Raw genomic sequence first — 25,565 nt, 5'->3', positions numbered from 1 at the left:
AACGTTACTCAAACAGGTTAGCATATGGCGCTCAAGGTGTAAATATTTCATTGAAGCAAGAAAAGCGGGAATGCACCACGTTCAAGCTGCTGACAATCAAGATCGCGATTAAGCTCACGTCTAAATTTACTGCGCCTGCTTTTCGTCCAGCCACAGAATGGAGGTGACGCCGCGCGGATAATACTTGCTGCCAACCGCCGTACCGGACAGAATTTGATCGCTCCAGCTCCAGAAGGCGTTTTGCGGGGCAAGCAGCCAGGCAACATGCGCCTCGTCTGCTTGACGCCCTTTTTCGTCCCAGGCCAAACCGAGAATGTGGCGCGCGACAAACTGGCAAAGATAGATTTTGCTGAGCCACGAGTTATTGCTGGTGGAGGAAAGCTTCCACGCGCCGTTCGGGAACAAGCAAACGTCTTTCGTCAGTACAGTATCCAGATGCTTGCTCAATGCCTGGATGTAGTCGCCATAACGGCCGCCCGGCTCCAATGCCTCCGGACAACCAAACGCATGCGGGAATACAAGCCCTTCGATGGAAGGGATAATGCGGGAATCGTTGTTTTCGCCAACGACACCCGGGATATAGCCGCCTTCTGTCATGTAGGAGGCGATGGAAGCGGCGCAAAGCTCGCTTTGTCGGCCTGCCGTTGCCGCAAGATCCTTACGTCCGTTGTCACCGAGCAGTTTTTCCAGGGCGATGTAGGCAGCCCAGCATTTGCCGGCCAGGTAGCTGTTGTTGCGAGCTTGACCGAGCGACTGGTCAAGGCTGTCGTAAGTGGTGATTTCCGCGCCGCCTTTGCAGCGAGAGCTGTCCAGTCCCATTATGCCGTTGCGCTTTGCCGGATCGGGATGGTCGCGGTTGATCATGCTGACCAAACATTCCTCCAGCAGCGGGAGTCTTTTGGCCAACCAGTCGTTGTCGCCGGTATGATGCACATAGACGGCGGCGCATAACACCCAGTTGACTAGCTGCTCGTGCGTCATATATGAGAAGCAGCCGTCAAGACCGGCTTGCTCGTAGCAGGAATAGCCCGGCCGGGAAAAATCGTTGCCGACGCCCATGTCGTGCGTAAAGCTGATCCCTCCGGGATGTAGCGTTTCGTCGCCGGGAAAACGGACTTCATCGCGGTAGCTGTAACGTTCGGCATATAGCTCCAGCTCATTTTTGACCGTCCACGGGTTGGTTCGGATTTCGTAGAAGAGCTGATCCACGGTCAGATCAAAGGTATTGATCATCCGGTATTCGCCTTCGTTGACGTTCCAGAGCGGCTGGCCTCTCCAATCAAGAAACTGCGTGCAGCCATAGTAGCTGCGAATGGCATGGGCCATCATAAAGCGCTGATCGTCGGACAAATCCGCTTTGTCCAGCAGCTCGTCTGCCCTTTGGCTCGTTGCTTTTATCGTGTCGAAATGGTTTAATGCGTAAGCTCCAACCTCTTCAATGCTGCCAAAATAACGCGTATACCAATAAGAAGCGTCGATTCCGGTTGTTACGATGCCGTCGCGGAAGAAGCAAAGGGCAAACCGATAGGTTCGTTTTTCCCCTGGCGGCGTTTCCATCAAGAGCGCTCCAACCTTGCCGAGCCCGAACTGGTAGTTTTCTTCGTGTTCGTTTTCAATGAGCTTGTCGATGGAAAAATGCTGTGCCGCCACGATGCCGTGATCCTGCGAGACGATGGCCGAAAACCGTCCTTGGCCAACGCCGATCATATCGCCATTGGTGGAATTAATACGTCTCATAACGCTGTAGGGATCGGAGCCGCCGTAGCCAAACCAGGCTTTGCGGGCTTTTTTGCCAGCCGTATTATCCACCGTAAGTTCAGCCAGAACGGCCGGCACAAGCGCTAATTGAAGCGCTTTCTCGTCGGCAGAAGAAGGATCCGGAACCGGACAAACCTGTGAATACAGCGTAAAACTCAGGTCGCCTGCACTCCATGTATCGCTGCCCGGCCCCAAATAACGGGATATTTCGGATTCGCGGAGCGAGCGGAGTTTGCCGGTGGAGTGGGCTGAGCCGTCGTCATGCTCCTGCTCCGATTCATAACGCTTGCTTTCGTCCTCGGCCGCCTCGTAAAACGGAAACGCGGCATATCTTCCGCCGCCTTCCTCCTCCAGCGCGACATAGATATTTTCCTTTGGAGGCTGGGCCCTTTCGATATCGAATCCGCCGCTAGCGCCCGGAAAACCAACCGTAAAGCTGGAAAAAGCCCCGATAGGGGAATGATGCGCGTTAAAAAACGGTGTTTTGTGGTGTTTTCTTGTGTTATTCCATTTATCCATGTTCAGTCTCCTTTGCAGTCTTTGCTTCCATCTTACAAAGGAGCGCAGGGGACAGGGATGGGCAAAGCGATCCACTTTTTGGACAAAGCGTACCCAGACGGGCCGTAACCCATTATAATGAAAGTAAGCGTGTGCAAATGATTAAAGGTGGGAATGTTCATGTCGCAAAATAAGCCGGGTTCCAAACATCCGGTTCTATCGGAATTTATACAGCCTGATCTGCGTTTATCGCTTCAGCTATTTGCTCCTCATGTCCGCAGGGTGCTGCCGGGATGGTCGTACGAGCGCCATCAGCATCCCCTGTTTGAGTTAAACATGGTTACGGAGGGGCAACAGCTATGCGTGACCGACAAGGAGTCTTTTGTCATGGAGCCAGGGGAGCTGATTCTGCTCAAGCCCGATGAGTTTCATGCCTGCAGCGCCGTTGGATCAACGGCCATGCAATATTGCTGTATTCACTTCGAGGTGGACGAGCCGTCGCTGCGCCAAGCATTGTGCAGCATTGCCTCGACCAGACACAGGGAAGGCAGCCCGCTGGCAGAGTCGTTATCGCCGGTGATGCGGAAAGCGGCGGGAAGAAGCGAGGCGGGGATGGAACTGGCTTCACGCAGCAGCGGACCGGATAAAGCACGGGATGCCGTTGACGATAGCGGGGCATCCAAATGGAGCGTGCTGGCGCTTGCTTTTGAGCTGATGGCTTCTCTTGGGGCTATTATGGAGAATCCTCCCGCGGGCTTGCTTTCGGACTCTGCCGGAGGCAACGGTTTGGCCTCGAGGATCGCGGACCGGCTTGCCAAATTGGTAGAGGAGCGGCAGTCCGCAGGACAAGTCGACGAGGCGCATGGGGGAATTGCGGATATATCCAGAGAGCTGGGCTACAGTGTGGCTTATTGCAACCGGGTATTCAAAGGGGTGTTCGGCATGTCGCCACGCCAATATTTATCCACGCTTCTATTGAGGGAGGCCAAGCTGATGCTGCTGAATCGCCAATTAACCATCGACGTCATTTCGGAGCGTCTGGGTTACCGTGACGTTTCGCAATTCAGCAAGCAATTCAAGCGATGGACCAACGTATCGCCCAGCCAGTTCCGGCAGATGCTTGGCTAGATAGCGTCTGGACAAAGCCAAGGTGACGCTCAGGCTGCCATACATCAAAAAAAGACTTCACATGCAGCAAGTTGAACTGTGTGATGTCCTTTGATGTACATGTGATGGCGTAAAGACGTCACTCGCTCGCGAAGCCTGTCTATCAAGGCGCGTCAGACTGAGTCGTGTCCGAGTCGTGTTGTTTAAGGCCGCCGGACTGCTGTCTCCGATAAGTGCTGAATGCCAGATATTCCGTTATGAAAATTCGCTCGCGCTCCGGCAGATCTTCCAGACGGCAATTCAATTGCCCTTTTTTGTCAAAAAAATAATCCGCTTCCTGTTCGCGAACATTGCCGAAATCCCTGCGTTCCTTGCCTGTCATCAGCCAATCCAGGCTGACATTGAAATAGCCCGCAATTTCGATAAGTTTTCTGGCGGAAGGCGCGGAAATATTGCGTTTCCAATCTCCGAAATTTCCCGTAGAAATTTTTAATTCTTCGCAAAACGCTTTTTTGGTCATTTTTTTCTGTTTAATGAGCGCCTCGATTCGTTCGTAAATCGTCTGCATCCTCAAAGCTCCCTCCAAAGTGTTTGAAATATACTAATTTAAGTATTTTATGGTTGTAAAATTACTTATTTAAGTTATAATAAAGTCATGGCAACGCAGTTGCCTTAGCAAATTATAACACATCCTGGAGGCAGTGATTAAGGGGGAGGCGCGATGAACCGCAAAAAGGGAATAACCTCCTTGGGCTGGGCGATCAAAAAAAAGCTGACGGAGCTGGAGATGGACCAGAAGGAATTTTGCCGGCTGTACGGCATTCCGGAATACCGGTTATCCAACCTGATTAACGGTACGCGGAAAGCGGAGAAATATCGCAAAGCCGTTGTGGCGATTTTGAAGATTCAAGACACGGAGGAAAACTCTAGTGAGGCAAAAGGCGGAAATTGGGGATGAAGAGACTTCCCGATGAAGACTTGATCGAAGCCCATAAAAAGGCGATTGAGCTGAAGCTGGAGAGTCAATTTGTGGCTATGCTGCAGGCAGAGCTGGAGCTCAGGCGTCTTGCGCCTCCCGTCAGGCAAGCTGTGACATGCAACGGATTGTGCGGACGCTCGGAGAGTGAAGCTACATAAGATTGCATTGGTGTTTTTTTCGCAAATGCCGGGTTGGAAAAAGCCGGCGCAGTGCCGGGAATTTGCCGGGGGGCGCAGCCACTCTGTATGAAAAAGCCCCCCGATCCCGCGTCTTCCGCATTTCAGACTAGGTATGTTCGCCTTTAATTTGCTTCATGGTATGGTCTTGAATATGGTCGTCATCACGCAGCAAACCTTTTCCCGCAACAGGGACAAATGCGAAACCGATAATGAGCAGTACTGTCATTATGATGATATAAGTCACAAAACAGACCTCCTTTCAATTGCTTCTTTAACCAGTTTAACTTTTATTGCCCCTTTGGGAACGTTTTAATTGGTACAAATTTGTGCCAATCGTCATTCCCGGCCCTGGAGAAGTTATATTTAAAGCAGTCTGAATCGGAAGGAGCTGGCGTATGGAGCGCTTCAATAGGTTGAACAAGATGCTGAACAGGCTTTTGTTCGGGCGCGAATCCTTGAATACTGCAAAGCTGGATCATGCGGTGCGGGGCAAATGCATTGTCATTACCGGAGCCAGCTCGGGCATCGGGGAAAAAACGGCGCTGCTGCTTGGCGATTACGAGATTTATCTTGTTCTTATCGCAAGGAGGGCGGATAGGCTGCTGGCCATCAAGGAAACTATCGAAGCCCGGGGCAAGGCAACCGTAACGATTTTGTCCGGAGATTTGCGGGTGGAAGACGACATGGAGAGGGTGCTTGGCCACATACGGGAGCTTCCTTATGGCGTAGACATCGTGGTCAGCAATGCGGGTTTGTCCATCCGGCGGGGAATCGCAGAATCGCTGGACAGATACCATGATTTCACGAGGACAATGGCAATTAATTATTTTGCGCCTGTCCGCCTTTTGCTGGATTTCATTCCGGGGCTGGAGGAAAAGGGAGGCCAAATCATCAATATATCGACGGTGAATGCCCGACTTGTCCCTATTCCGTTATGGGCCGCTTACCAATCCTCCAAGTCGGCATTTGACGTCTGGCTTCGATCGGTTTCGCCGGAGCTGCTGCTAATGGGAATTGCAGTAACAACGCTATATTTGCCCCTTGTCAAAACGCCAATGATTGCGCCGACGGAAGCTTACGATTCAATGCCGGCTATGAAGCCGGAACATGTCGCATCGCTAATCGCCAAATCCATGTATACCCGCAAGCCTGTCTGGCGGCCATGGTGGCTTGGTCCAGGCGAGCTTTTGTCTCTCCTTTTTGGAAGAGTGGCGGGAAAATGGTTTACCGTCAAACGTAAAGGAGCCAAACGCAATGGGAATGGTTAAATTGCTTATTGTTTTGCGACAAACCGGCCTTTTGTCGCCGCCAGGCTTGACCAGGGTTATTACAGCCGTTACCCGATACGGCAGCAATCTGATGGCGCTTTTGTCCATTTCCGCCAAGACCCATAGCGATCATCCCGCATTGGGGGATGAAAATGAAACCTTGAGCTACCGGGAATTGCTCGGGCAATCGGAAGTGCTTTCGCATGAGCTGATAAGCCGCTTCGGAATTACGCGCGGCAGCAAGGTCGGATTTCTATGTAAAAATCATGGGGCGCTGGTCAAGTCGCTTTTTGCCGTGTCACGGGCGGGAGCGGACATTTTTTTGCTGAATGCCGAGATGGGGCAGGAGCAAATGGAGCAGACCATCAGAGAGGGCTCCTTTGATCTGTTGATCCATGATCCTCTATGGGAAAAGCTGCTTGACCATATCGATTGCAAATTAGCTCTCCTGCCTACATATGCCAAGCTTGCGGAAGGGGAAGCAAGCCCTTGTGTTGATCAGCTTTGCCGCGGATTTGCTTCGCCTGATCTCCATAAGGGAAAGCGCCATGTCATAAAGCGGGCTTCGGGAGGACGCTTGATGCTGCTGACGGGTGGAACGACGGGCAAAGCAAAAACCGCGCCGCACAAGCCTTCCCTATTTTCCTATCTGAATCCGATGTCGACCTTGCTGGACAAGCTTCGCCTGATGGAATACGGTACGGGCTATATCGCTACGCCCATCTACCATGGGTATGGCATCGCAATGCTGCTGTTATTTGTTGCGCTTGGCAAAAAAATCGTCATAACGCCCGGCTTTAACGCGTCCCATGCCTGCGACTTAATCAAGCAGCAACGAATCGAGTTTATATCGGTTGTGCCGCTTATGCTCAAAAAAATGCTGGCTCAAAACCCCGATTCTATGCGCTCCCTGCGGTGTATAGCCTCTGGCGGCGCTGAGCTTCCGGTTACTTTGGCGGAGCAGACAAGGCGCGAGCTTGGGAAAGTGCTGTTTAACCTTTACGGCACGTCGGAGGCCGGACTTGCCACTGTGGCAACACCGGATGATCTCCGGCGTTATCCCGGGACGATTGGCCAAAGAATTAGCGGAGTTCCGCTGGTCGTTCGTCATGCTTCAGGGGAATTTGCGGGTGAGGACGGGCTATGGCCCGATAGGCCAGGGGTATTGGCGCTTCGGAAAAGCGGCGCCGCATTCCGGGGAATTCGTGGTTTTATTGGCACAGGAGATTTGGGATACCGCAATAGGGAGGGCTACTTTTTCCTATGCGGGAGAGAGGACGACATGATTGTGTCCGGCGGCGAAAATGTATATCCGGTAGAACTGGAGAGGGTGCTGCTTCGTCATCCTCTCATTGCGGACGCCGTCGCCAGAGGAGTGACCGACGATGATTTTGGCCAAAGACTGGTTGCCTGCGTTCAGCTCCAGCCCGGTGCGGTGCTTTCGGAAGCGGAGATTGCCGATTGGCTGCGGGGAAAGGCGGCGCGTTACCAGATGCCAAGAGACATCCGGTTGGTTGACGAGTTGCCTTACACCCCGCTTGGAAAAGTAGACAGAAAACGGGTGGCCGAAAGAGACGGAACCTAGTGCGTGTCTGGAAAATCGCTTAAGGGCATTAAGCGTCGCTGGCAGCAACTGCTGCCCGTCTGGAGGGCCATAGCCGCCTGCCAAGAACCAGCGCGGATAAACCGGTAACAGCAACAACAACGCCGATCCACAGGAAGACGCTGCTTGATCCCGCGAACTCCGCCCAAATCCCGCCGAGAGGCGGAGCGCCGATCATGACGGCATTCAGAATCGTGTTTTGAATGCCGAAGACCCTTCCGGTCATTTCCGGGCTGCTCTCTGCTTGCAAGCAATAGTTAAAGGTAATCATCAGCGCGCCGTTTCCAACCCCCAGCAACACGCCGAGCGGAAGCACCTGCATGAGAGTTGCGCCCGCCTGCAATACGCCTAACCCAACAAGCGAGCACCCAACCAGCAGGTAACCGCCTCCCATTTTCCACCCGTAACCGCCGCCTTTATTGTATTTGACCATAAAAAGCATAAGCAGCACTGCGCCAGCTCCGGCCGCCGCTACAAACCAGCCCAGCATAGACTCTTGCTTGGGTGCCAGGTAACGGAACAGGCTAGTGAATTGAAAATCGATCGTTTGAATCGCTAGAGTAGCTATAAAACCTAATAACATTGTATTCCGCAATGCCGTATTTCCCGCAATATAAACCCATCCCTCACGCCACAACGCGCCAAAGGAAGGTTTCTCTTGTCCGGGTTTTTCGGGTGATTGTTCAGAGTCAGCCGATTCGGCAATCCCGTTGCTGCCGACGTCCTCATTCCGATTGGCCGTTCTGTCGGAAGGCAGCTTTATTCCCACCAACAGCAACAAGGAACAAATCCGGAAAAAAGCGTTGATCAAGATACACCATTGCGGCGCCAGCACCAAAAGCGCCATGCCGCCAAGCAGCGGGCCTGCTATTTTTGACCCTTGATTGGCGATGCTGTTCAACGAGGTGGCTTGCAGCAGTTGATCTTCGCTGACGACCGATCGCGTTAGCGTTTGTTGGGCCGGCGCTTTGATGGTGCCGACGGATGCCCGCAGCATGAGCAGCGGAAGCAGCCAGAGCATGTTGGGAGCAAAAAAGATGGCAATCGTAAAACCGACGGTTAACAAATCGCAAAGCCGCATCATCCTTAGCTTGCTCCAACGATCCACCGCAGCGCCTGCAACAGATCCCAATATAATGCCCGGCAGCGCCATCGCGATGGGGATAAGCGCCAGCATGATGGGACTAGCATGCCAGCGGTACCCGACCAATACCTGGATAGCCAGCATATCAAACCAATCGCCAAGCGAGGATGTTGTAAACGAGCCATACAACTTCATAAAAAGCCGGTTCTTCAGCAATCCGGCCTTGCCACTTGCTTCTTCTGACATGTGAACGACCTCCGTTTGTGTTTAATCATGCGATAAACACATTGTAACGAAGGTTTGTCAGAGGAATATCAGACAGAATGCAGCGCGGAGCGGATAACGGATTCAAGTCGCGGGCCAAGTGCAGGCAGGCCGCAGGCCGAAAGCTCCTCTGACAGCAGCTCGCTATACTTCTTATACATGTGTGGGGAGAATACGTCTTCTCTTGGAAAATGAACGATAATATTGAGCGCGCTCAGCTTAATCGGCACAAACCCCGATGTCTCCAGCACATGCAAGCCTTCGTCCATAAGGTCTTCTCCCGCCGCCATTTTTCCTTGGCAAAGCAGTCTCAAGCCATTAACAACCAGATAGGTGCCTTTTTCCCGATAAAAGGGTTTTTCAGCAAGCAGCCGTTCGATTTCCCCCGACAGCTGGTCCAACTCTTCCTCCCTCGCCTTGATGACCATGCAGGCAAGCAGCTCGGATGTATATACAGCCAGCTTGAAATTATCCATTTCCGGCTCTTCCAGCGCCTTGCGGGTTTCTTTGAGGCGGGCAAAGGTTTTATCCGTTTGGCCCGAATACGTATAGACATTTAATATATTAAGCAATCTCAACTCGCGGTGCTGAGGCGGATTCAGCAGTTTTTTGTCCAGCACTTCTTCACATATAGAAACCTTATCTGCGGAGAATCCCGCCATCGCGTAAAGAAGCAGCAGCCAATACAGGCGGTCCGGTAGAGGGGCCGTGGTTTCATCCAAGAGACGTTCCAGGTCGCCTTGCAAAAAATAAATATATAGATGATAAAAGCCGTTTAGCTCATAGCCCAGCACATCCTGCTGCCTTGCCAGCGCCAGCATCGATTTCCCTTGGCCATAGCGATGATAACGGGCAAATACGCCTTGCATCGTATCCTGCAACTGCTTGTCGGTTGCGCTGGGTGGCGTATGGAAACCGCCGCCGCTTTCGTCGACGCTTAGCTTGTAACCGATGCCGCGCACTGTCTCGAGCTTCAGTTCCCGCAAGGGAATCAGCTTTTTGCGCAGCCTGTATATATGGTCGTCCACGGTGCGCTCCGTAGGATACTCCAGCGGCCACACCTTGTCCAGCAATTGCTCCCGGCTGAATGACTGTCCCCGGTTCCGGTATAGAAACGTCAGGAGCGCATATTCCTTGGCGAGCAGCCTGATAACGATCCCCTGCGCGGCAATTTCATATTGATTAGCATTCCACTCCAGAAACATGAACAGGGCCTTCCTTCTTGTATGATAAATAAAATTGTAAAGGTTTGGTTCGTGAAATCAAGCCCAAGTGCCAATCCAAACACTTTTTTTGGAAAAAGTGACCTTCATCATATCATTTTTCCCTTTATTGACTGTAATCTTATGGGATAATGACCGAAATTGGATGAAAAGGAGAAACTGTACCAATGAAAAAGTGGCTCCCGTTGGTTGCGGTTATCGGAACCGTTATTATCTGCTTTATTCTTATTGCAATCCTGGACAAAAACAGCCCGGCCTCTGAGCTTGAGAAGCTTCCGGCTTTAATGGACGCCAAAGGCAAGGTCGAGGTCGAGGTAGGACAATTCATGCTGGAGAAACAGCCTTATCTGGGCAGTCCGGACGCGCCTGTCAAAATGATTGAATTTATCGATTACAAATGTCCTTCCTGCGCGGATTGGGAAAACGCCATATTCCCTACCATCAAAGAAAAGTATATCGATACGGGAATGGTTCAGTTTTATACCATAAACTTCCCGTTCCTGGGCCCCGACTCCATCCTTGCGGCGTCCGCGAGCGAAGCCATTTACCGCCAATCCCCTGAAGCGTTTTGGCAATTCAAGGAACAATTACTGCTGAATCAGGGCAAGGAAGCACGGATTTGGGCGACGGAATCCTTTTTGCTAAAATTCGTCAAAAACAACGTAACCGGACTGGATCCGGATTTGTTCAAAAAGGACCTTCAGGAACATACATATCTGTTCGACGTCAAAGAGGACTTCAAAATCTCGGCGGCAAACGGCATTTACGGAACGCCTTCATTTATTGTTAACGGCGAAAAAGCGGGATCTTCGCTAGAGGAACTGGAAGCGGCAATCCAGAAATCTGCAAAGTGACATCCAGACCTGCATAATTCTCCAAAACAGGCGCACACTATGTCAAAAAGCAATAGAGGGGGCTTTCCCCATGATGACCTTCCATCCATGGAGGCAATTGAAAAAAAGACTTAGGCGAGGCCGAAGACCGCTATGGAGTCTTGGCGGATTGGCCGCCAGGGTTTCACCGGCGAACATGTGGATAATTGCTGCGGCGTCTGCCGCGTGGCTGACGGCGCTGCCGCTTGCGGGCGGCGTCGTTTTTGCTGCGCCTGAGGGGAGTGCACACGCTATATCGGCGAACGGTATCTCCGCATCCGTTCCAGCGGACAATACCGGCGCTGCATTAGCCGAAGGCGGCGTCACCGCAACTGCGCCAGCGGAGCATCCTCCTTATTCCGTCAGCGGCAAGCTCCATGAGTTGAAGCAGAAGGGCGATCAAGCCGAGGTTGTGCTTCATGTCATTTACGTTTGCGGCGAAGAGACGGAATCGCTAGGTTCGCTTCATCCCGATGAGGTTGTATCGCTGCTGTCCCTTCATCCGGGTTGGACCGCCAGCATGGAGCCGGATGGCGCCAGGGTCAGGTTGGAAAAGCGCGTCAATGATCTATCGCCGCATTGCAAAAGCCACGCTTATTTCGGCATCGACCGGAATGGGCATTTTTCGCTTTATGACGGCGAGCCAAAGGACGACAAAGTGATGCGAACCTTTTTCCAGCTGGATATTCAATACCTGGAGAGCAGCTTGCCCGCCGGGCAGTTTGAACAACTGTCGCGAGGCATTCGGGTGTGCGATATAGAAGAGTACAATAGCGTATTGTCCACATTTAGCGACTACGCTATTGATGAAGGCGACAACGATGAGAGGCGCCAATCCTACTAGGGCGTGTCTGGAAACTCGCTCAAGGGCATCAATCACCGCCTTTTCGCCCCCAGCTGCGTTATTTTTCCGTGCCTATTTGAAATTGAGTCAGTTGAAAATACCGCTGCATCAAGTGCCGATACGCCGCCTCAATGTGGCCGCCCGCGCTGAATTGCTCCCTGATTGTTGGCCGCAAGGCGGCACTGGAGAGCAGTCCCGGCCGGGCGGTTTTTTGCTGCGCCATAAATCAGGACAAACGTTCGTTCTCATTTGGGGCAATTTTTGCTATAATGGAGGATAGGCATTAAAGCCGAAGGCTTCCGGGGAGGCGGCATTGTTGGCAAAAAGCCGCCGGACAAGCCCGAAGCCAAGACGGGAGTTGGAATTGTGCGCGTTTTGGGTATCGATCCCGGTATTGCGATTGCGGGTTTTGGATTTATTGACAAGGCAGGACACAAATTAACGCCGGTTCAATACGGCGCTATTCAAACCGAGGCGAAGACGCCGCCGGAGCAGCGGCTTCAGCAGATATACGAATCCGCCTGCGCGCTTATGGACCGCTACAAACCGGATTCCGTGGCGGTTGAGAAACTATTTTTCAACCGTAACGTAACGACCGCGTTTGCCGTGGGACAAGCCAGAGGCGTCATTATTTTGGCGGCGGCCCAACGGGGGCTTCACGTGGCGGAATATACTCCGCTGCAGGTCAAGCAAGCTGTTGTGGGGTACGGCAAGGCGGAGAAGCGGCAGGTGCAGGAAATGGTCAAAATGTTTCTCAAGCTGTCGGCGATCCCGAAGCCGGACGACGTTGCTGATGCGCTTGCGGTGGCGATTTGTCATGCCCATTCCGCCGGTTTGACCAATAAAATCAATGAGGTGACCCGCATATGATCGATTTTCTTACCGGGCCGGTTGTACATATCGAAGGAGAATATTTGGTGTTGAACGTTCGGGATGTCGGCTATCGGGTGTTTATGCCCAGCCCCTACGCCTTCGCGGGCAAGGAGGGACCGGTCACTATCTACATTCACCACCATGTGAGAGAGGATGCCATCCTGCTTTTCGGATTTGAGTCGAGGGAGCAGCAGACGTTGTTCCGCAAGCTGCTGGATGTATCGGGAATTGGTCCACGCGTAGCGCTCGGGATATTGTCAGCAGGCAAGCCGGAGGCGATTGCGGCTGCTATCCAGACGGAAAACCTGGCGTTTTTGACCAAGCTGCCCGGCATCGGCAAAAAAACGGCGCAGCGTATGGTGCTTGATTTGAAGGATAAGCTGGGGCTTGCCGCGGATGCGTTCGGCTTAACCGCCGCATCGCTGACCGATGCTGCCGGAGCGGGAGAAGCAGGCGGAGAAGGAGCGGGCACGGCATGGGAGGAAGCGCGCGAGGCGCTTGCCTCGCTTGGCTATACTGCAGCGGAGCTTGATAAAGCATGGAGCGGCCTTAAGGAAAGCGCCACGCCTGATGAAACGGTAGACAGTCTGATGAAGCGCGCACTGCAGCAATTGTTTAAAGGGTAATGACGGAAGGGAGGGTGGCCTTTAATGGATGAGCGAATCATTTCCGCCAACCTGATGATGGAAGAACAAGCGGTGGAGCTTAGTCTCCGGCCGCGCTACCTGGCGGAATATATCGGCCAGAGCAAAGCAAAGGAAAATCTCAAAATCTATATCGAAGCGGCCAAGCAGCGCAAAGAAGCGCTGGATCACGTATTGCTGTACGGGCCGCCGGGTCTGGGCAAAACAACATTGTCCAATATCATTGCTAATGAGCTAGGCGTTAATCTTCGTACGACCTCGGGGCCGGCGATCGAGAGACCTGGCGATTTGGCGGCGCTTCTGACCAATTTGCAGCAAGGCGACGTCTTGTTTATCGATGAAATTCATCGTCTCCACCGCTCCGTGGAGGAGGTCCTTTATCCCGCCATGGAGGACTTTGCGCTGGATATTATGATCGGCAAAGGTCCTAGCGCCCGTTCGGTCCGCCTGGATTTGCCTCCGTTCACCTTGATCGGGGCAACGACGAGAGCAGGCTTGCTGTCGGCTCCGCTTCGGGACCGTTTCGGGGTTGTAAGCCGGCTGGAGTTTTACAACATTGACGAATTAGCTTTTATTGTAAGCAGAGCAGCGGAAATTTTTAATGTTGAAATTGCGGGCGAAGCGTCCGTGGAGATTGCCATGCGTTCCAGAGGCACGCCGCGAATCGCCAACAGACTGCTTAAACGGGTTCGCGATTTTGCCCAGGTTCGAGGGGATGGCATTATCACCCATTCCATTGCGCGTTCAGCGCTGGAGCTGCTGCAGGTTGATCCAATGGGACTGGACCACATCGACGTCAAAATGCTGCAAGCGATGATGACCACCTTTGCGGGGCGTCCTGTCGGACTGGATACAATCGCGGCTTCCATCGGCGAGGAGAGCCAGACGATCGAGGATGTCTACGAGCCGTATCTGATGCAAATCGGCTTTCTTCAACGGACGCCGAGAGGACGCATCCCGACGGATAATGCCTATCGCCATTTGGGTTATCCCATACCCGGACGGGGGTAAAACAGAATTCGGCATACGAAAGGAGTACAATAGTGACCCGAACTTATACGGTAAAAAGACTGCTTCTGGCAAGCGCCATCCTGCTGCTTTTTACGACCGTTATGGCAGCGGCTCCCGCAAGGGCGGCGGTTCCGACTTATGATAATATCCGTGTAGCGATGTTTTTGCAGCTGCCGGGAAAATACGATTCCACAACGCCGGAGGCGACTTTTTCTTCTGCTGGCGGCATGACAATTGGAGCAGCAGCCGAAAAAGGCGCTTCCGTCCCTTGGCTGACGGTGTCGGCATCCGCTAACGCCAGCCTGGCGCTGGATGACTTCAAGGTCAAAGTCTTGGAAACCAATAATTTTTCAAACGCGTTGTCCCTCTACAAGTATTTGATGTCGGCAAGCCGAACGGCTTATCTGACCTCCCTGTCCAAAGGGGGAGCAACCCAATACCAGGTGCTGGAGGGCGCGTACAAAACGGCTGCCGAGGCCCAGGCGGGGTTGGCTCGCTGGAGCGCGGACGCCAGACTGGCTCCGCTGACGGGTGGTTATAAGGGAGAACTGTCAGGCCCATTTCATCTCGAAACGCCGGCTTTCGCCAATAAGGCCGCCGCGCAATCCGCAGCAGCCGGCTTTGGTTCTGCCGGGCTGGATGCCTGGGTAGCGGTGCGGGAAAGCAATGGCGGAGCATCATATTCCGTCATGGTAGGCGCGGCGGTGTCCGCTGATGCGTTGAAAACGATACAAACGGCAGCGGCAAAAGCGCCGGGCGGCGCGGCCTTAAAGGCAGTTGCGGCGAATTCATCGCATTTGCTGCTCCGTAGCGACCATTCCGCAAGCCAAACGGCGGCTGGCGTTCATGAGCTGTATCTGTTCCCTTCCGGAGATATGAAGGTATGGATTGCGCCGGCCGGATCGCAGCCGATCAAGCTTGCGGAGCGAAGCGCCCGCACGTATCGCGGCGCCTTTGAGCTAAGCGCCGTAAACGGCAAGTTAGCCGTCGTTAACGAACTGCCCTTCGAGCAATATCTGTATTCCGTTGTTGCAGTCGAGATGTACCCGTCCTGGCCAGCCGAAGCGCTGAAGGCGCAGGCGGTGGCAGCGCGTTCCTACGCGCTGAACAAAGGTTTGGGCTTTCAGATTGCGCATGTAGTAGACACTACATTAAGCCAAGCTTATTACGGAACGTCCGTAGAGCAGCCGTCCTCAACGGCTGCGGTGGACGCTACAACAGGCGAAGTCGCTCTGTACAACGGCAAAGTGATCGAAGCCATCTATTCCTCCAGCGGCGGAGGAATGACGGCGGACGCAACCGAAGCCTGGAACAATTCAGTGCCTTATTTGCAGCCGGCGAGCAGTCCCGATCAACTATCCGAAGCTGCCTTGCTCAATTGGCATCGTGTTGTGCTGGAGAATGGCGCAATCGGATATATTCGCGGGGACCTGGTGAAGGATACGGGGCGGAAAAACGAGGCTGGAGCCCGCATCCTGGAGACAACATCCGACGGAATTAATGTGCGGAGGCATCCCATCATTCAGGAAGCTGTTCCCGTCGTTGCCCAGATTGGAAAAGGCCAAAATGTGGTGGAGGTTGATGTGGTTATTGAATCCAATCCGATGAATTGGGAGCGAGGCCCCTTTACCGGAGAAGAAATGGCCACGGCCATCAATGCACGGGTCAGCGACAAGGTTAATTCGCCCGTCACGTCTATTATCGTGAGCAAGCGCGGTCCTTCAGGAAGAGCGACGGAAATTACCGTAAACGGCAAACCCGTTGCCGTGAGCTCGCCGGACGGACTTCGTTCCGTGCTTGGAGTGGGCGGTTCTCTGCCTAGCACCAAGTTCGAAGTGGAGGAAACCGGCAAAATGACTGTTTTGGGAGCGGGGGGACAAACCTCAACGCGCACAGGCGGCGCGCCGCTTTATGTAATGGGAAGCGATGGCAGGGCAACGGCCTATAACGGAGAATATGTTTATGCCGGTGACGGCAAAGGCAATGTCCGCGCCGCAACAACGGCTCCCGGTTTTGCTTTTTCCGGACAGGGCTTCGGCCACGGCGTAGGCATGTCGCAGTTCGGGGCTTACGGCCTCGCTCAGCAAGGGTATGACTATCAATATATTTTGCAATACTACTATAAAGGCATAACGATTGCTAAGGAATAAGGAATGATACTCTACGATGAATGTGGATTGGTTTGATTTTGAATTGCCGGAGGAGCTGATTGCTCAGACGCCTCTTGCCGACCGTACTTCCTCCCGCTTGTTGTCTCTAAATCGGACAACGGGGGAAATCGCGCATGGCGGTTTTCTGGATTTGGCGGAGCAGCTGCATGCGGGTGACGTGCTGGTGCTGAACAATACGAGAGTAATTCCGGCTCGTTTGTTAGGCGTAAAGGGCGATACCGGCGCAAAAGTGGAGCTTCTGCTCCTTAAAAGGCTCCAAGGCGACCGATGGGAAGCGCTGGCCAAACCGGCGAAGCGGCTGAAAACGGGAACGGTTATTCATTTTGGAGATGACGGAAGCGGCAAACCGCTGATGAAAGCCGAAATCGTGGCGGAAGGCGATATGGGCAGCCGGGAAATTGAATTCCGGTACGAGGGCATTTTCCAGGAGCTTCTGGACAGATTGGGCGAAATGCCCCTGCCTCCCTATATTAAAGAAACGTTGGCGGAGCGGGAGCGTTATCAGACGGTTTATTCTCGCCATGAAGGCTCGGCGGCGGCGCCAACAGCCGGACTTCATTTTACGGAGCAATTTCTGGAGGGGCTGCAAAACCGCGGGATTCAATTGGCTTACGTGACGCTACATGTGGGATTGGGAACATTCCGTCCGATGTCCGCCGAAACGGTGGAGGAGCATGAGATGCATGCGGAATATTATGAGCTGGACGAAGAAAACGCCGCTATTCTTGAGTCGGCAAGACGGGAAGGACGGAGGATCGTTGCTGTAGGGACCACTTCTGCTCGTACGTTGGAGACAGTTGCCTCCAAATTTCCGGACACGCCTCTTGCGGCCTGCAGCGGCTGGACTTCTATCTTTATATATCCGGGTTATACCTTTAAGCTGGTAAACGCGCTGGTAACCAATTTTCATTTGCCGAAGTCGACGCTGGTTATGCTGGTCAGCGCCTTGGCTGGTCGGGATGCCGTCATGAAGGCCTATAACGAAGCGATCCAAAGGCAATACCGTTTCTTCAGCTTCGGCGACGCGATGTTTATTTATTAACGGCCATTGTTGACCATTAGAGCCCTAAATGGCCACATTCGCATTGGCTAACGGTCACGACTGACCTTTAGACGGTTAAAAATCGCGTTTTGGGATTGATCTTAAGCTGTTACGGTCATACATGACCTTTAAAAATGGTCATTTCATCGAAATATCGCTCTAATGGTCATGGATGACCGTAAGCACCTATAAAAAATTCAGGAATAGGAAGCGTGAAAAGTGGCAGTTAAATATGAACTGATCAAGCAATGCAAGCAGTCGGGAGCGCGCCTGGGACGCGTGCATACGCCTCATGGCGTTATCGAGACGCCCGCCTTTATGCCGGTGGGCACTCAGGCAACGGTTAAAACAATGAGCCCGGAAGAGCTTAAGGCGATGGATGCCCATATTATTTTGAGCAATACGTATCATCTGTTCCTTCGTCCCGGTCACGAAATTGTCAAAAAAGCAGGCGGCCTGCATTCCTTTATGAACTGGGATCGACCGATTCTGACGGACAGCGGCGGCTTTCAGGTGTTCAGCCTGAGCGAAATGCGCAAAATTACAGAAGAAGGCGTCCATTTCCGCTCCCATCTCAATGGCGACAAGCTCTTTCTTTCGCCGGAGGTGGCAATGGAAATTCAGAACGCTCTGGGCTCCGATATTATGATGGCCTTTGACGAATGTCCGCCTTATCCTGCGGAGTATCAATACGTCAAACAATCGACGGAACGCACCAGCCGATGGGCTGAACGCTGCCTTAAAGCACACGGCAGACCCCATGATCAAGCGCTTTTTGCAATTGTTCAAGGGGGCATGCATCGCGACCTGCGCATTCAGAGCGCAAAGGATTTGACTTCCATGGATTTCCCGGGGTATGCTATTGGTGGACTGAGCGTAGGAGAGCCCAAGCATCTTATGTACGAGGTGCTGGATTATACGCTGCCGGAGCTTCCGACAACCAAACCGCGTTACCTGATGGGCGTTGGTTCGCCGGATGCGCTGGTTGAAGGCGCAATTCGCGGCGTCGACATGTTTGACTGTGTTCTGCCAACAAGGATTGCGCGGAATGGGACAACCATGACGAGCCAAGGCCGGCTTGTTATTCGCAACGCGAAGTTTGCGGAAGACTTTGGGCCGCTGGATCCCAATTGCACATGCTACACATGCACCAATTACTCCAGAGCCTATATCCGCCATCTGCTGAAAGCGGATGAAACGTTCGGCATCAGACTGACTACGTATCATAATTTGCACTTTTTGCTTCAACTTATGCGGGATGTGCGACAAGCGATTATGGAAGACCGGCTGCTTGATTTCCGTGATTCCTTTTTCGAGTCGTACGGACTGCATAATAATGATAGAGGCTTTTGAAAGGGGTGAAAGATATGACAATCTTTACAGCAGCTGGGGCAGGAGAGCCGGTGGGCATCTTCAATATGATATGGCCGTTTCTTCTTATGTTCGCCGTATTCTATTTCTTCCTAATTCGTCCACAGCAGAAGAAGCAAAAACAGCGTACTTCCATGCTTAATCAAATCAAAAAAGGCGATAAAATTACGACAATTGGCGGTCTGCATGGCACTGTCGTTGAACTGACCGACGATACCGTCGTTATTCGCGTAAACGACACAACCAAGATGACGTTTGAGCGCAGCGCAGTCAACACGATTGTAAGCTCCGCGCCAACTGCGGCAACTGAGTAATAACGCAAGAAATACATACGGAAGCCTTCCTCTGCAACGGCACATGCGCTTTTAAGGCGTATGCAAGCCGATTAACGAAGAAGGCTTCTGTTTTTTCTCCACTTGCAGACTTTGACTGAGAAAGTTGTTCTGTTTGTTCTGCCCTTCAACGGCGAAGGTTAACCCCTACCATTCCGCCGAGCGCCCCCGTGAGCAGCGCCGTTCCCAGCATAATCAGGCTATCCCACGAAAATCCGCCGTTTGCAGCAAGAAAACTGACGATGATGACAACAATACCGTACAACAGCCCCAGCATGCCCCCGTTATACCAGCCCTTTTTCTCCGAGCGTTTTCCTGAAGCAAATCCGCCCGCAAGCGAACACAAGCCGTGAACAATAAGCGCATAGGAGCCAAGCTCGGTTTCCCTCATTGAGGTAAAATGCAGCAGCAGCGAAAGCGTCAAAGCCCCGGCGGCAAGCCAGATCAACGCAAATACGATTCCCGCAAGCAGCGGATAACCGATAACGGGGGCCTTTGGATTGGATTTAACGGAACTCATGTTCATCCTCCTATTCTTGAAACAGCATTTTTGAACGACCTCATCAAATGAGGTTCAAAAAGTTCGGTTTTCAGTGCCAAGAAGATGGAATGAAGCTAGAAATTGAGGACCGGAGCGTAGTGGCAGCTACGTGAGGACCGGAAATTTCGGCTGAATTCCATATTCGACGCCGGTTATGCCGCTAGGCATATTCCGCAAAGGAAAGCGGACTTTTTGAACGACCTCTTAGTAGTACAACTTATGGCATAGCAGGTCCAAATAGTACACGTCCTGGCAGAAATTCGCGCTATTGGTCCTGCATGAGGGAAGCAATGGGGGGTGAGAATAGCCTTACATGGTTGAGCCGGCAATGCAGATGGGCCAACCTGCGATGATGGAGGAGGCGCTGAGCTTTGGAGACATGGAATCTGCTGATTCGGACGGTCGCCATCTATTTTGTCGTATTTCTGATCATGCGGATGATGGGCAAAAGGGAAATTGGCAAGCTGTCCGTGCTTGACCTCATCATTTCGGTCATGGTTGCCGAAATCGCGGTTATTGTCATTGAAGATATAGATCGGTCGATGTGGGACGGGATCGTTCCTATGCTTGTTTTGCTTGTCATACAGGTTGGCACGGCCTTGTTGTCCATGAACAACCGGAAAGTAAGACTGCTGTTTGACGGGACGCCCAGCGTTATTGTGGAGAAGGGAAAGATCAACCGCGATGTTATGCGCAAGCAGCGCTACAATCTGGACGACTTGCTGCTGCAGCTCAGGGAGAATAAAATCACGTCCATTGCCGATGTCGAATTCGCCATTCTGGAAACCAGCGGGAAGCTTTCCGTCATACCGAAGGCGCAGGATGAAGGCTCCGATTCCGATATGAGCGATGACGGCAATGACCAGGCAAACGGTGATGAAGGTAAGGAAGGGACATCCGGCAGCAAGCTCATTCCGCCCGGTTTTCGCTATGAGATATTGCCCATTCCCCTCATTATGGATGGCAAGGTGCAGGACGAAAATTTGCAAAAGATACAAAAAACGCGCTTTTGGCTAAAAAATGCAGTTCAGGAACAAGGCGCTCATGATTTCAAGGAAGTATTCCTGTGTACAATTGATCACAGAGGAAAGCTTTTTGTCGACATTCACCGTAAAAAAAGAGGCTAAGGCGTGTCTGGAAACTCGTTCAAGGGCATCTATCACAGCCTTTGAAGGCAAACTCCGTTGTGCAAAAAGATGATAAAAGACGCCCGCAAGCGGTGTTTGCAATCACGTCTTACGCCTAAACAATGACCCCAGCCACGGAATCCGGGTTAGATCATGCCTGTCGATGAGGCCAACAAGCACCATAAGCAGCAGGTACAGAACAACCCCGGCTAAAGAGGCGGCGATTAGCGATATCCATTCTGCGGAAAGGGACATTGCGCCCATGAGCCAGCGGGAGGCGGCTGCCATGATGACCATGGCGGCTCCGACTTTGAAGAAGTCTGGAAAGCTCATCCTGAAGCCGATATAACGCATCACGCTGTAGGCATGCAGCAAGGTAACGAGCACAATGTTAATACTAATTGCGATAAGCGCCCCATTAATGCCAAGCTCCGGCTTTGAAGCTAACTGAATAATGAGCACCAGCTTAACGACGGCTCCGATAAAAGTATTCAGCAAGGCTGCGCCCGGCTTGTCCAGAGCCTGAAGCGCAGCCTGAAGCGGCGCCTGGAGATAGATGAATATCGCAACGGGAGCGAGCAGCCGCAGCATTGGGGCGTATTCGCCATGATCATAAATGATTTCGCAAAGCGGCTCCGCAAAAATCGCCATAACAACAACAAAGGGCGCGCCGGAGACAAGGGCAATCCGCATGGACTGATGAAGCCGTTTATGAATAAGAGCGTGATCGCCTCGAGCCGCCGCCTCTGACAGAGAAGGAACAAGCGATACGGCTAAAGAATACGTCAATGCAGTGGGAAGAAGCACCAGCGGAATAATCATTCCTTGAAGCGCTCCGTATTGCGCGGTGGCGAGTCCCGTTGCGATACCCGCGATAGCTAGGCTTTTGGCCGTAAAGATGGACTCCAGCAGATAAGATACCGATCCTACCAGCTTGCTGCCCGTTACGGGAATGGAAAGCCTCAAAAGGCGGCGAAGCACAAAGGACGGAGAATAAGCGCGGCCCGCAAGCTTTTCGCCGCCGGAGCCGGCCGGAACATCCGAGTCCCGGTCTTCCCGGGATTTGGCGGATACATATTTCCAGTACAACACCAGAAGGGCGGCTATTTCTCCCGCCACAACGCCAAGCATGGCGCCGGCAGCAGCCCATTCCAGCCCTTTGGGAAGCAGCGCCCAGGCAAACGCCATCGACCCGATAATCCGCACCACCGTTTCAACGGTTTGCGACACGGCGCTCGGAATCATATTTTGTTTTCCCTGGAAATATCCCCGGTAAACAGAGGAGACGCCAATAATTAGGAGCAGCGGCGACATCATTAAGAAAGTGTAGTATACCCGGGTATCCGGCATCAGATGGCGAATAATAAACGGAGCAAACAGCAGCATGCCGATTGTCAGCAAAACAGCCAGCGTAAGAGCCAGTCCCATTGCCGTGCGGAAAATGGATTGAACGCGGCGTTTATCTCCCTGAGACTCCGCTTCCGCGATCCATTTGGCCACCGCGAGCGGTATGCCTCCGGTTATAAAAGTCAGAAGCACGATCAGAAACGGATAGGAGAGCTGATAGATTCCGACTCCTTCCGCGCCGATGATTCTTGGCAGCGCGATTCTCGGCGCAAAACCAAGCAGCCGGTTGATAATTCCGGCGGCCAGCAGGATCATAGCGCCTTTAATAAACGATTGCTTTGTCATGGCGGATTTCTCATCTCCTTGTCCCGGTCCGTCGCAGACTTGTACTATCACTTTATGCGCGGCGGATGACTTTCCATGTCATCCATTTTTGTCCTTCTAGCCGCCAGCAGGAGAATGGCAGGCGCAGAGCGAATAGATAGAGGATGAAATGTCGGGAGGTGCGTCATGACTGAGGAAGAGGAATTAAACGCGGTAATCGAGGAACTGTGCAGAAGCAAGGCGGAAGAATTCCGGCTTCTGGGATACGAGCATGTGGTAGGCAAGGACATTTGGGATTGCATAAGCGCCCGCTACGCCAAAACCGGCCAGCCCGCCCTGCATAGAATCGTCAACGATATTTTGTCGCTGAAATCAACGCAGTTTATGAACGCCTTGACGCTAAACGCGATGAAGGGAACCGGATTCTGACGAAGACGGTTCTTTCTTTTTGACTCGTTTTTAGTGCATCTGTATAATGGGAATATTGAGAACTTAGGAGGGAACAGACATATGTTCGGGAAGAGACTATTTGCCTTCCTCGGTGTAGCGGTTATTTTGTTCGGCGTAATAGCCTGGACAAGCCCTGCGCTTGTGAAAAATGTGAAGTTAGGGCTTGATTTGAAAGGCGGCTTTGAGGTGCTGTATGAAGCAGAACCTTTCGAAGGCGATGCCACGGCCTTGACGCAAGAATCGCTTAAACAGACGGCTAACAGTTTGCTTAAGCGGATCGACGCAAGCGGCATCGAGGAGCCGGAAATTACAACGGAGGGTACCAACCGCATTCGCGTGCGACTGGCAGGCGTTACCAATGAAGAAGAAGTGCGCGATCTTTTGGCCAAACCGATCAATTTGACCTTCCGCGCCCCAGACGGTACGGTAAAGCTTGACGGACGGGATTTTGTGGAAAACGGCGCAGGCATCGGACATGACAGTCTGAATAAGCCGATGGTTACCATCGAGCTGAAGGACGCAAGCAAGTTTGAACAGGTAACAACGGAATTGCTGGGCCAATACCTGGCCATTTATCTGGACGAGGAAGAGATTTCCGCTCCCCAGATTTCGCAGGTAATTGCAAGCAAAAGCGCCACCATTACATTGGGGCAAAATGGCACGATGCAAGAAGCTCGGGAACTGCGCGATCTGATCAACATGGGCGCGCTGCCGCTTAAGCTGACCGAAAAGTACGCGCAAAGCGTTGGCGCCAAGCTGGGCATGGAATCGCTGAAGGACACCGTTACGGCGGGCGTTATCGGCTCTCTGCTCGTTCTGGTGTTTATGGTAGTCATCTACCGTCTGCCGGGCGTCGTGGCGGCGGTAACGATTATTTCCTACGCATGGCTGCTCCTGCTGGTCATGGAATTGCTGAACACAACCTTGACGCTCCCGGGCATCGCGGCCTTTGTACTAGGCGTCGGGATGGCGGTGGACGCCAATATTATTACGGCGGAGAGGATCAAAGAGGAAATCCGCAGCGGCAAAAGCATGTTTTCGTCGCTTAAAACGGGCTCCAAAAACTCTTTCCGTACGATTATGGACGCCAACCTTACCAGCATCATCGCCAGCGCCGTGCTTTATTTTATCGGCGACGGCGCGATCAAAGGGTTTGCTTTAACCCTGATTTTCAGTACGCTCGTCAGTATCTTGACCAATATCTATCTGGCGCGCGCTTTGCTGACCCTCCTTGTACGCAACAACAAGCTGCTCAAGCCGGGATATTTTGGCGTAAAGGAGAGTGACGTTCGTGCGCTTTGAGACGAATATCCGTTATGATTTTATTAAAAACAGAGGGAAGTTCTTTTATTCCTCGCTGGCAGTAACGATAATCGGCATTTTGTCGCTTTTCATTTTTCAGCTGAATCTGGGCGTAGACTTTAAAGCGGGCACCAATATGGATGTCGCTACCGAAAACTCCCTCACAAAAGCGGAAGTGGACGGCGTATTGAATGACGCTGGCTTTCCCCATGCGCAAGCAACGGTTGGCGGAGACAATAACCGGATCACAATCCGCTTCGATAACGTATTGGAGCAGAGCGACACCAAAAAGGTTCAGGATGCTCTGACCGCCAAATTCGGGGAAATCTCCGCCGAAGTTCACGTTGTTTCGCCTGAAATGGCTCAAGAGCTTGGAATTAAAACGATTTGGGCGATTCTGATCGCAAGCTTTGGCATCATGCTTTATGTAATGATTCGCTTTGAATGGCGTTTTGCCCTAGCTGCCAATATATCCATTCTGTATGACAGCTTTTTTGTCATTGCAATGTTCTCGATCTTCAGGCTGGAGGTTGATCTGCCGTTTATTGCCGCGGTATTGACGGTATTGGGTTACTCCATCAATGACAAAATCGTTATTTTTGACCGTGTTCGCGAGAATCTGAGATTTTCGACGATCAAAAACGAAAACCAGCTGGCGGAGCTTGTTAACGCAAGTATCTGGCAAACGATGGCGCGCAACTTGTACACGGTATTGACGGTTGTCCTGATTACCGTATGTATTTTCTTCTGGGGCAGCCCGTCGATCAAGCTATTTTCGCTGGCGCTTCTTATTGGCTTGGTGAGCGGCGCTTATTCCACGGTAGCCATCGCTGGTCCGCTGTGGTTCGTATTTAAACGCAAGCAAAAGATTAAACCGAAGGCAGCCAAAACAACGGCGCCTTGATCTCAAGCACAGGAGGTAACTATGTCAATCGGAAAGCGAGATGCAAACAGTCGTCCCGCGAGTAGGAAAGGTATATGGGAAGGCGTGCTTGATATTTTGTTTCGGAGTGTGGGAAGAGGCCGGAAGGAAGCGGAAGGACAGGAGGAGCCTGCCGAAGAGCTTATGCAGCTTGTCCAGCGTGTCGAAGGCGTCGTAACGGTTCAGTCGCTCAAGGCAAAGGAGCAAGGGCATTATGTCGTTGCCGAAATCGTCATTAGCGTCAATCCCCGGATTACGGTGCTGGAGGGGCAGGAAATCGCCAAACGGGTCAAGCTGCTGCTCATGCATCGCTTTCTCCATTTGTCCGAGGTTTTGATTTACGTTGAGCCTTATGATCCCGGTTATCCTTACAAATCCAATCATGATCCCAATCAGGAGCAGATGCCGACTCTGCTTCAATAACGACAG

26 protein-coding genes are annotated in these 25,565 nt (G+C 52.4%); 19 read left to right on the top strand and 7 right to left on the bottom strand.

The genetic code is table 11. The features are described 5' to 3' along the window. Nucleotides 1-126 precede the first annotated feature (126 nt). Nucleotides 127-2,277, bottom strand: coding sequence for a glycoside hydrolase family 52 protein (locus tag ACX93W_RS08150; protein ID WP_459391796.1), 2,151 nt, complete (start codon nt 2,275-2,277; stop codon nt 127-129). Between the two features lie 159 nt (nt 2,278-2,436). On the opposite strand from ACX93W_RS08150, the gene ACX93W_RS08145 reads away from it, so the two are divergent. Then, nucleotides 2,437-3,384: an AraC family transcriptional regulator gene (locus ACX93W_RS08145; protein WP_459391795.1), complete on the top strand. Its 948-nt coding sequence runs from the start codon at nt 2,437-2,439 to the stop codon at nt 3,382-3,384. Nucleotides 3,385-3,526: 142 nt separating this feature from the next. Here the strand turns inward: ACX93W_RS08145 and ACX93W_RS08140 are convergent, their stop codons facing one another. Then, nucleotides 3,527-3,931, bottom strand: coding sequence for a helix-turn-helix domain-containing protein (locus tag ACX93W_RS08140; protein WP_459391794.1), 405 nt, complete (start codon nt 3,929-3,931; stop codon nt 3,527-3,529). A gap of 153 nt (nt 3,932-4,084) precedes the next feature. Between ACX93W_RS08140 and ACX93W_RS08135 the strand changes: the two genes are divergently transcribed. Beyond that, the gene (locus ACX93W_RS08135) at nt 4,085-4,321 is read left to right on the top strand and encodes an XRE family transcriptional regulator (RefSeq protein WP_459391793.1); all 237 of its coding nucleotides are present in this window, start codon (nt 4,085-4,087) and stop codon (nt 4,319-4,321) included. Continuing rightward, nucleotides 4,318-4,500 (top strand): sporulation histidine kinase inhibitor Sda, encoded by a 183-nt coding sequence (sda, locus tag ACX93W_RS08130; RefSeq protein ID WP_459391792.1) that lies wholly within the window; start codon nt 4,318-4,320, stop codon nt 4,498-4,500. Before ACX93W_RS08135 ends, sda begins: the two co-directional genes overlap by 4 nt. A gap of 127 nt (nt 4,501-4,627) precedes the next feature. Here sda and ACX93W_RS08125 read toward each other — a convergent pair whose 3' ends face one another. Further along, nucleotides 4,628-4,765 carry a hypothetical protein gene (locus ACX93W_RS08125; RefSeq protein ID WP_459391791.1) on the bottom strand — a complete coding sequence of 46 codons (138 nt, stop codon included), beginning with the start codon at nt 4,763-4,765 and terminating at the stop codon, nt 4,628-4,630. 151 nt (nt 4,766-4,916) lie between these two features. Here ACX93W_RS08125 and ACX93W_RS08120 point away from each other — a divergent pair, with 151 nt between their 5' ends. Further along, nucleotides 4,917-5,789 carry an SDR family NAD(P)-dependent oxidoreductase gene (locus ACX93W_RS08120; protein WP_459391790.1) on the top strand — a complete coding sequence of 291 codons (873 nt, stop codon included), beginning with the start codon at nt 4,917-4,919 and terminating at the stop codon, nt 5,787-5,789. After that, the gene (locus tag ACX93W_RS08115; protein ID WP_459391789.1) at nt 5,776-7,374 is read left to right on the top strand and encodes an AMP-binding protein; all 1,599 of its coding nucleotides are present in this window, start codon (nt 5,776-5,778) and stop codon (nt 7,372-7,374) included. Before ACX93W_RS08120 ends, ACX93W_RS08115 begins: the two co-directional genes overlap by 14 nt. A 28-nt stretch (nt 7,375-7,402) precedes the next feature. Here the strand turns inward: ACX93W_RS08115 and ACX93W_RS08110 are convergent, their stop codons facing one another. After that, nucleotides 7,403-8,722: an MFS transporter gene (locus tag ACX93W_RS08110; protein ID WP_459391788.1), complete on the bottom strand. Its 1,320-nt coding sequence runs from the start codon at nt 8,720-8,722 to the stop codon at nt 7,403-7,405. A gap of 68 nt (nt 8,723-8,790) precedes the next feature. Beyond that, entirely contained in the window at nt 8,791-9,945 is a 1,155-nt protein-coding gene (locus tag ACX93W_RS08105; RefSeq protein ID WP_459391787.1) for a winged helix-turn-helix domain-containing protein, read from the bottom strand. 185 nt (nt 9,946-10,130) lie between these two features. Between ACX93W_RS08105 and ACX93W_RS08100 the strand changes: the two genes are divergently transcribed. The 9 genes from ACX93W_RS08100 (at nt 10,131) to yajC (ending at nt 19,105) form a co-directional block, all read left to right on the top strand. Then, nucleotides 10,131-10,817 carry a thioredoxin domain-containing protein gene (locus tag ACX93W_RS08100; protein ID WP_459391786.1) on the top strand — a complete coding sequence of 229 codons (687 nt, stop codon included), beginning with the start codon at nt 10,131-10,133 and terminating at the stop codon, nt 10,815-10,817. Nucleotides 10,818-10,887: 70 nt separating this feature from the next. Beyond that, a complete protein-coding gene (locus ACX93W_RS08095; RefSeq protein WP_459391785.1) occupies nt 10,888-11,679 on the top strand; it encodes a BofC C-terminal domain-containing protein in 792 nt (263 codons plus the stop codon). Nucleotides 11,680-12,045: 366 nt separating this feature from the next. Continuing rightward, complete coding sequence (gene ruvC / locus ACX93W_RS08090; protein WP_459391784.1) at nt 12,046-12,549, top strand: crossover junction endodeoxyribonuclease RuvC; 504 nt, start codon at nt 12,046-12,048, stop codon at nt 12,547-12,549. After that, nucleotides 12,546-13,178, top strand: coding sequence for a Holliday junction branch migration protein RuvA (gene ruvA, locus ACX93W_RS08085; RefSeq protein ID WP_459391783.1), 633 nt, complete (start codon nt 12,546-12,548; stop codon nt 13,176-13,178). The genes ruvC and ruvA overlap by 4 nt, the downstream gene beginning before the upstream one ends. A 24-nt stretch (nt 13,179-13,202) precedes the next feature. Continuing rightward, nucleotides 13,203-14,207, top strand: a complete 1,005-nt coding sequence (gene ruvB / locus ACX93W_RS08080; RefSeq protein ID WP_459391782.1) for a Holliday junction branch migration DNA helicase RuvB — start codon at nt 13,203-13,205, stop codon at nt 14,205-14,207. Nucleotides 14,208-14,239: 32 nt separating this feature from the next. After that, nucleotides 14,240-16,357 carry a SpoIID/LytB domain-containing protein gene (locus tag ACX93W_RS08075; RefSeq protein WP_459391781.1) on the top strand — a complete coding sequence of 706 codons (2,118 nt, stop codon included), beginning with the start codon at nt 14,240-14,242 and terminating at the stop codon, nt 16,355-16,357. A 16-nt stretch (nt 16,358-16,373) separates the two neighbouring features. Continuing rightward, a complete protein-coding gene (queA, locus tag ACX93W_RS08070) occupies nt 16,374-17,420 on the top strand; it encodes a tRNA preQ1(34) S-adenosylmethionine ribosyltransferase-isomerase QueA (RefSeq protein ID WP_459391780.1) in 1,047 nt (348 codons plus the stop codon). A gap of 219 nt (nt 17,421-17,639) precedes the next feature. Beyond that, a complete protein-coding gene (gene tgt, locus ACX93W_RS08065) occupies nt 17,640-18,773 on the top strand; it encodes a tRNA guanosine(34) transglycosylase Tgt (protein ID WP_459391779.1) in 1,134 nt (377 codons plus the stop codon). A 14-nt stretch (nt 18,774-18,787) separates the two neighbouring features. After that, complete coding sequence (yajC, locus tag ACX93W_RS08060; RefSeq protein ID WP_459391778.1) at nt 18,788-19,105, top strand: preprotein translocase subunit YajC; 318 nt, start codon at nt 18,788-18,790, stop codon at nt 19,103-19,105. Between the two features lie 145 nt (nt 19,106-19,250). Here the strand turns inward: yajC and ACX93W_RS08055 are convergent, their stop codons facing one another. Further along, nucleotides 19,251-19,643: a TIGR04086 family membrane protein gene (locus ACX93W_RS08055; RefSeq protein WP_459391777.1), complete on the bottom strand. Its 393-nt coding sequence runs from the start codon at nt 19,641-19,643 to the stop codon at nt 19,251-19,253. A gap of 452 nt (nt 19,644-20,095) precedes the next feature. Here ACX93W_RS08055 and ACX93W_RS08050 point away from each other — a divergent pair, with 452 nt between their 5' ends. After that, nucleotides 20,096-20,791, top strand: coding sequence for a YetF domain-containing protein (locus ACX93W_RS08050; RefSeq protein ID WP_459392032.1), 696 nt, complete (start codon nt 20,096-20,098; stop codon nt 20,789-20,791). 102 nt (nt 20,792-20,893) lie between these two features. Here ACX93W_RS08050 and spoVB read toward each other — a convergent pair whose 3' ends face one another. Continuing rightward, complete coding sequence (gene spoVB, locus ACX93W_RS08045; protein ID WP_459391776.1) at nt 20,894-22,483, bottom strand: stage V sporulation protein B; 1,590 nt, start codon at nt 22,481-22,483, stop codon at nt 20,894-20,896. Nucleotides 22,484-22,648: 165 nt separating this feature from the next. Between spoVB and ACX93W_RS08040 the strand changes: the two genes are divergently transcribed. The 4 genes from ACX93W_RS08040 (at nt 22,649) to ACX93W_RS08025 (ending at nt 25,559) form a co-directional block, all read left to right on the top strand. Next, the gene (locus ACX93W_RS08040) at nt 22,649-22,891 is read left to right on the top strand and encodes a post-transcriptional regulator (protein ID WP_459391775.1); all 243 of its coding nucleotides are present in this window, start codon (nt 22,649-22,651) and stop codon (nt 22,889-22,891) included. 81 nt (nt 22,892-22,972) lie between these two features. Beyond that, nucleotides 22,973-24,214, top strand: a complete 1,242-nt coding sequence (gene secD / locus ACX93W_RS08035) for a protein translocase subunit SecD (protein ID WP_459391774.1) — start codon at nt 22,973-22,975, stop codon at nt 24,212-24,214. After that, on the top strand, nt 24,204-25,118 hold the full coding sequence (secF, locus tag ACX93W_RS08030) for a protein translocase subunit SecF (RefSeq protein ID WP_459391773.1): 915 nt from the start codon (nt 24,204-24,206) through the stop codon (nt 25,116-25,118). The genes secD and secF overlap by 11 nt, the downstream gene beginning before the upstream one ends. Before the next feature lie 21 nt (nt 25,119-25,139). Further along, nucleotides 25,140-25,559 carry a cation transporter dimerization domain-containing protein gene (locus tag ACX93W_RS08025; RefSeq protein ID WP_459391772.1) on the top strand — a complete coding sequence of 140 codons (420 nt, stop codon included), beginning with the start codon at nt 25,140-25,142 and terminating at the stop codon, nt 25,557-25,559. Nucleotides 25,560-25,565: the final 6 nt, after the last annotated feature.

The sequence above is a fragment of the Paenibacillus sp. CAU 1782 genome (assembly GCF_054551715.1).
Note: the sequence above shows the minus strand (reverse complement) of the source record. Positions and strands in the feature narration are given on the sequence as shown.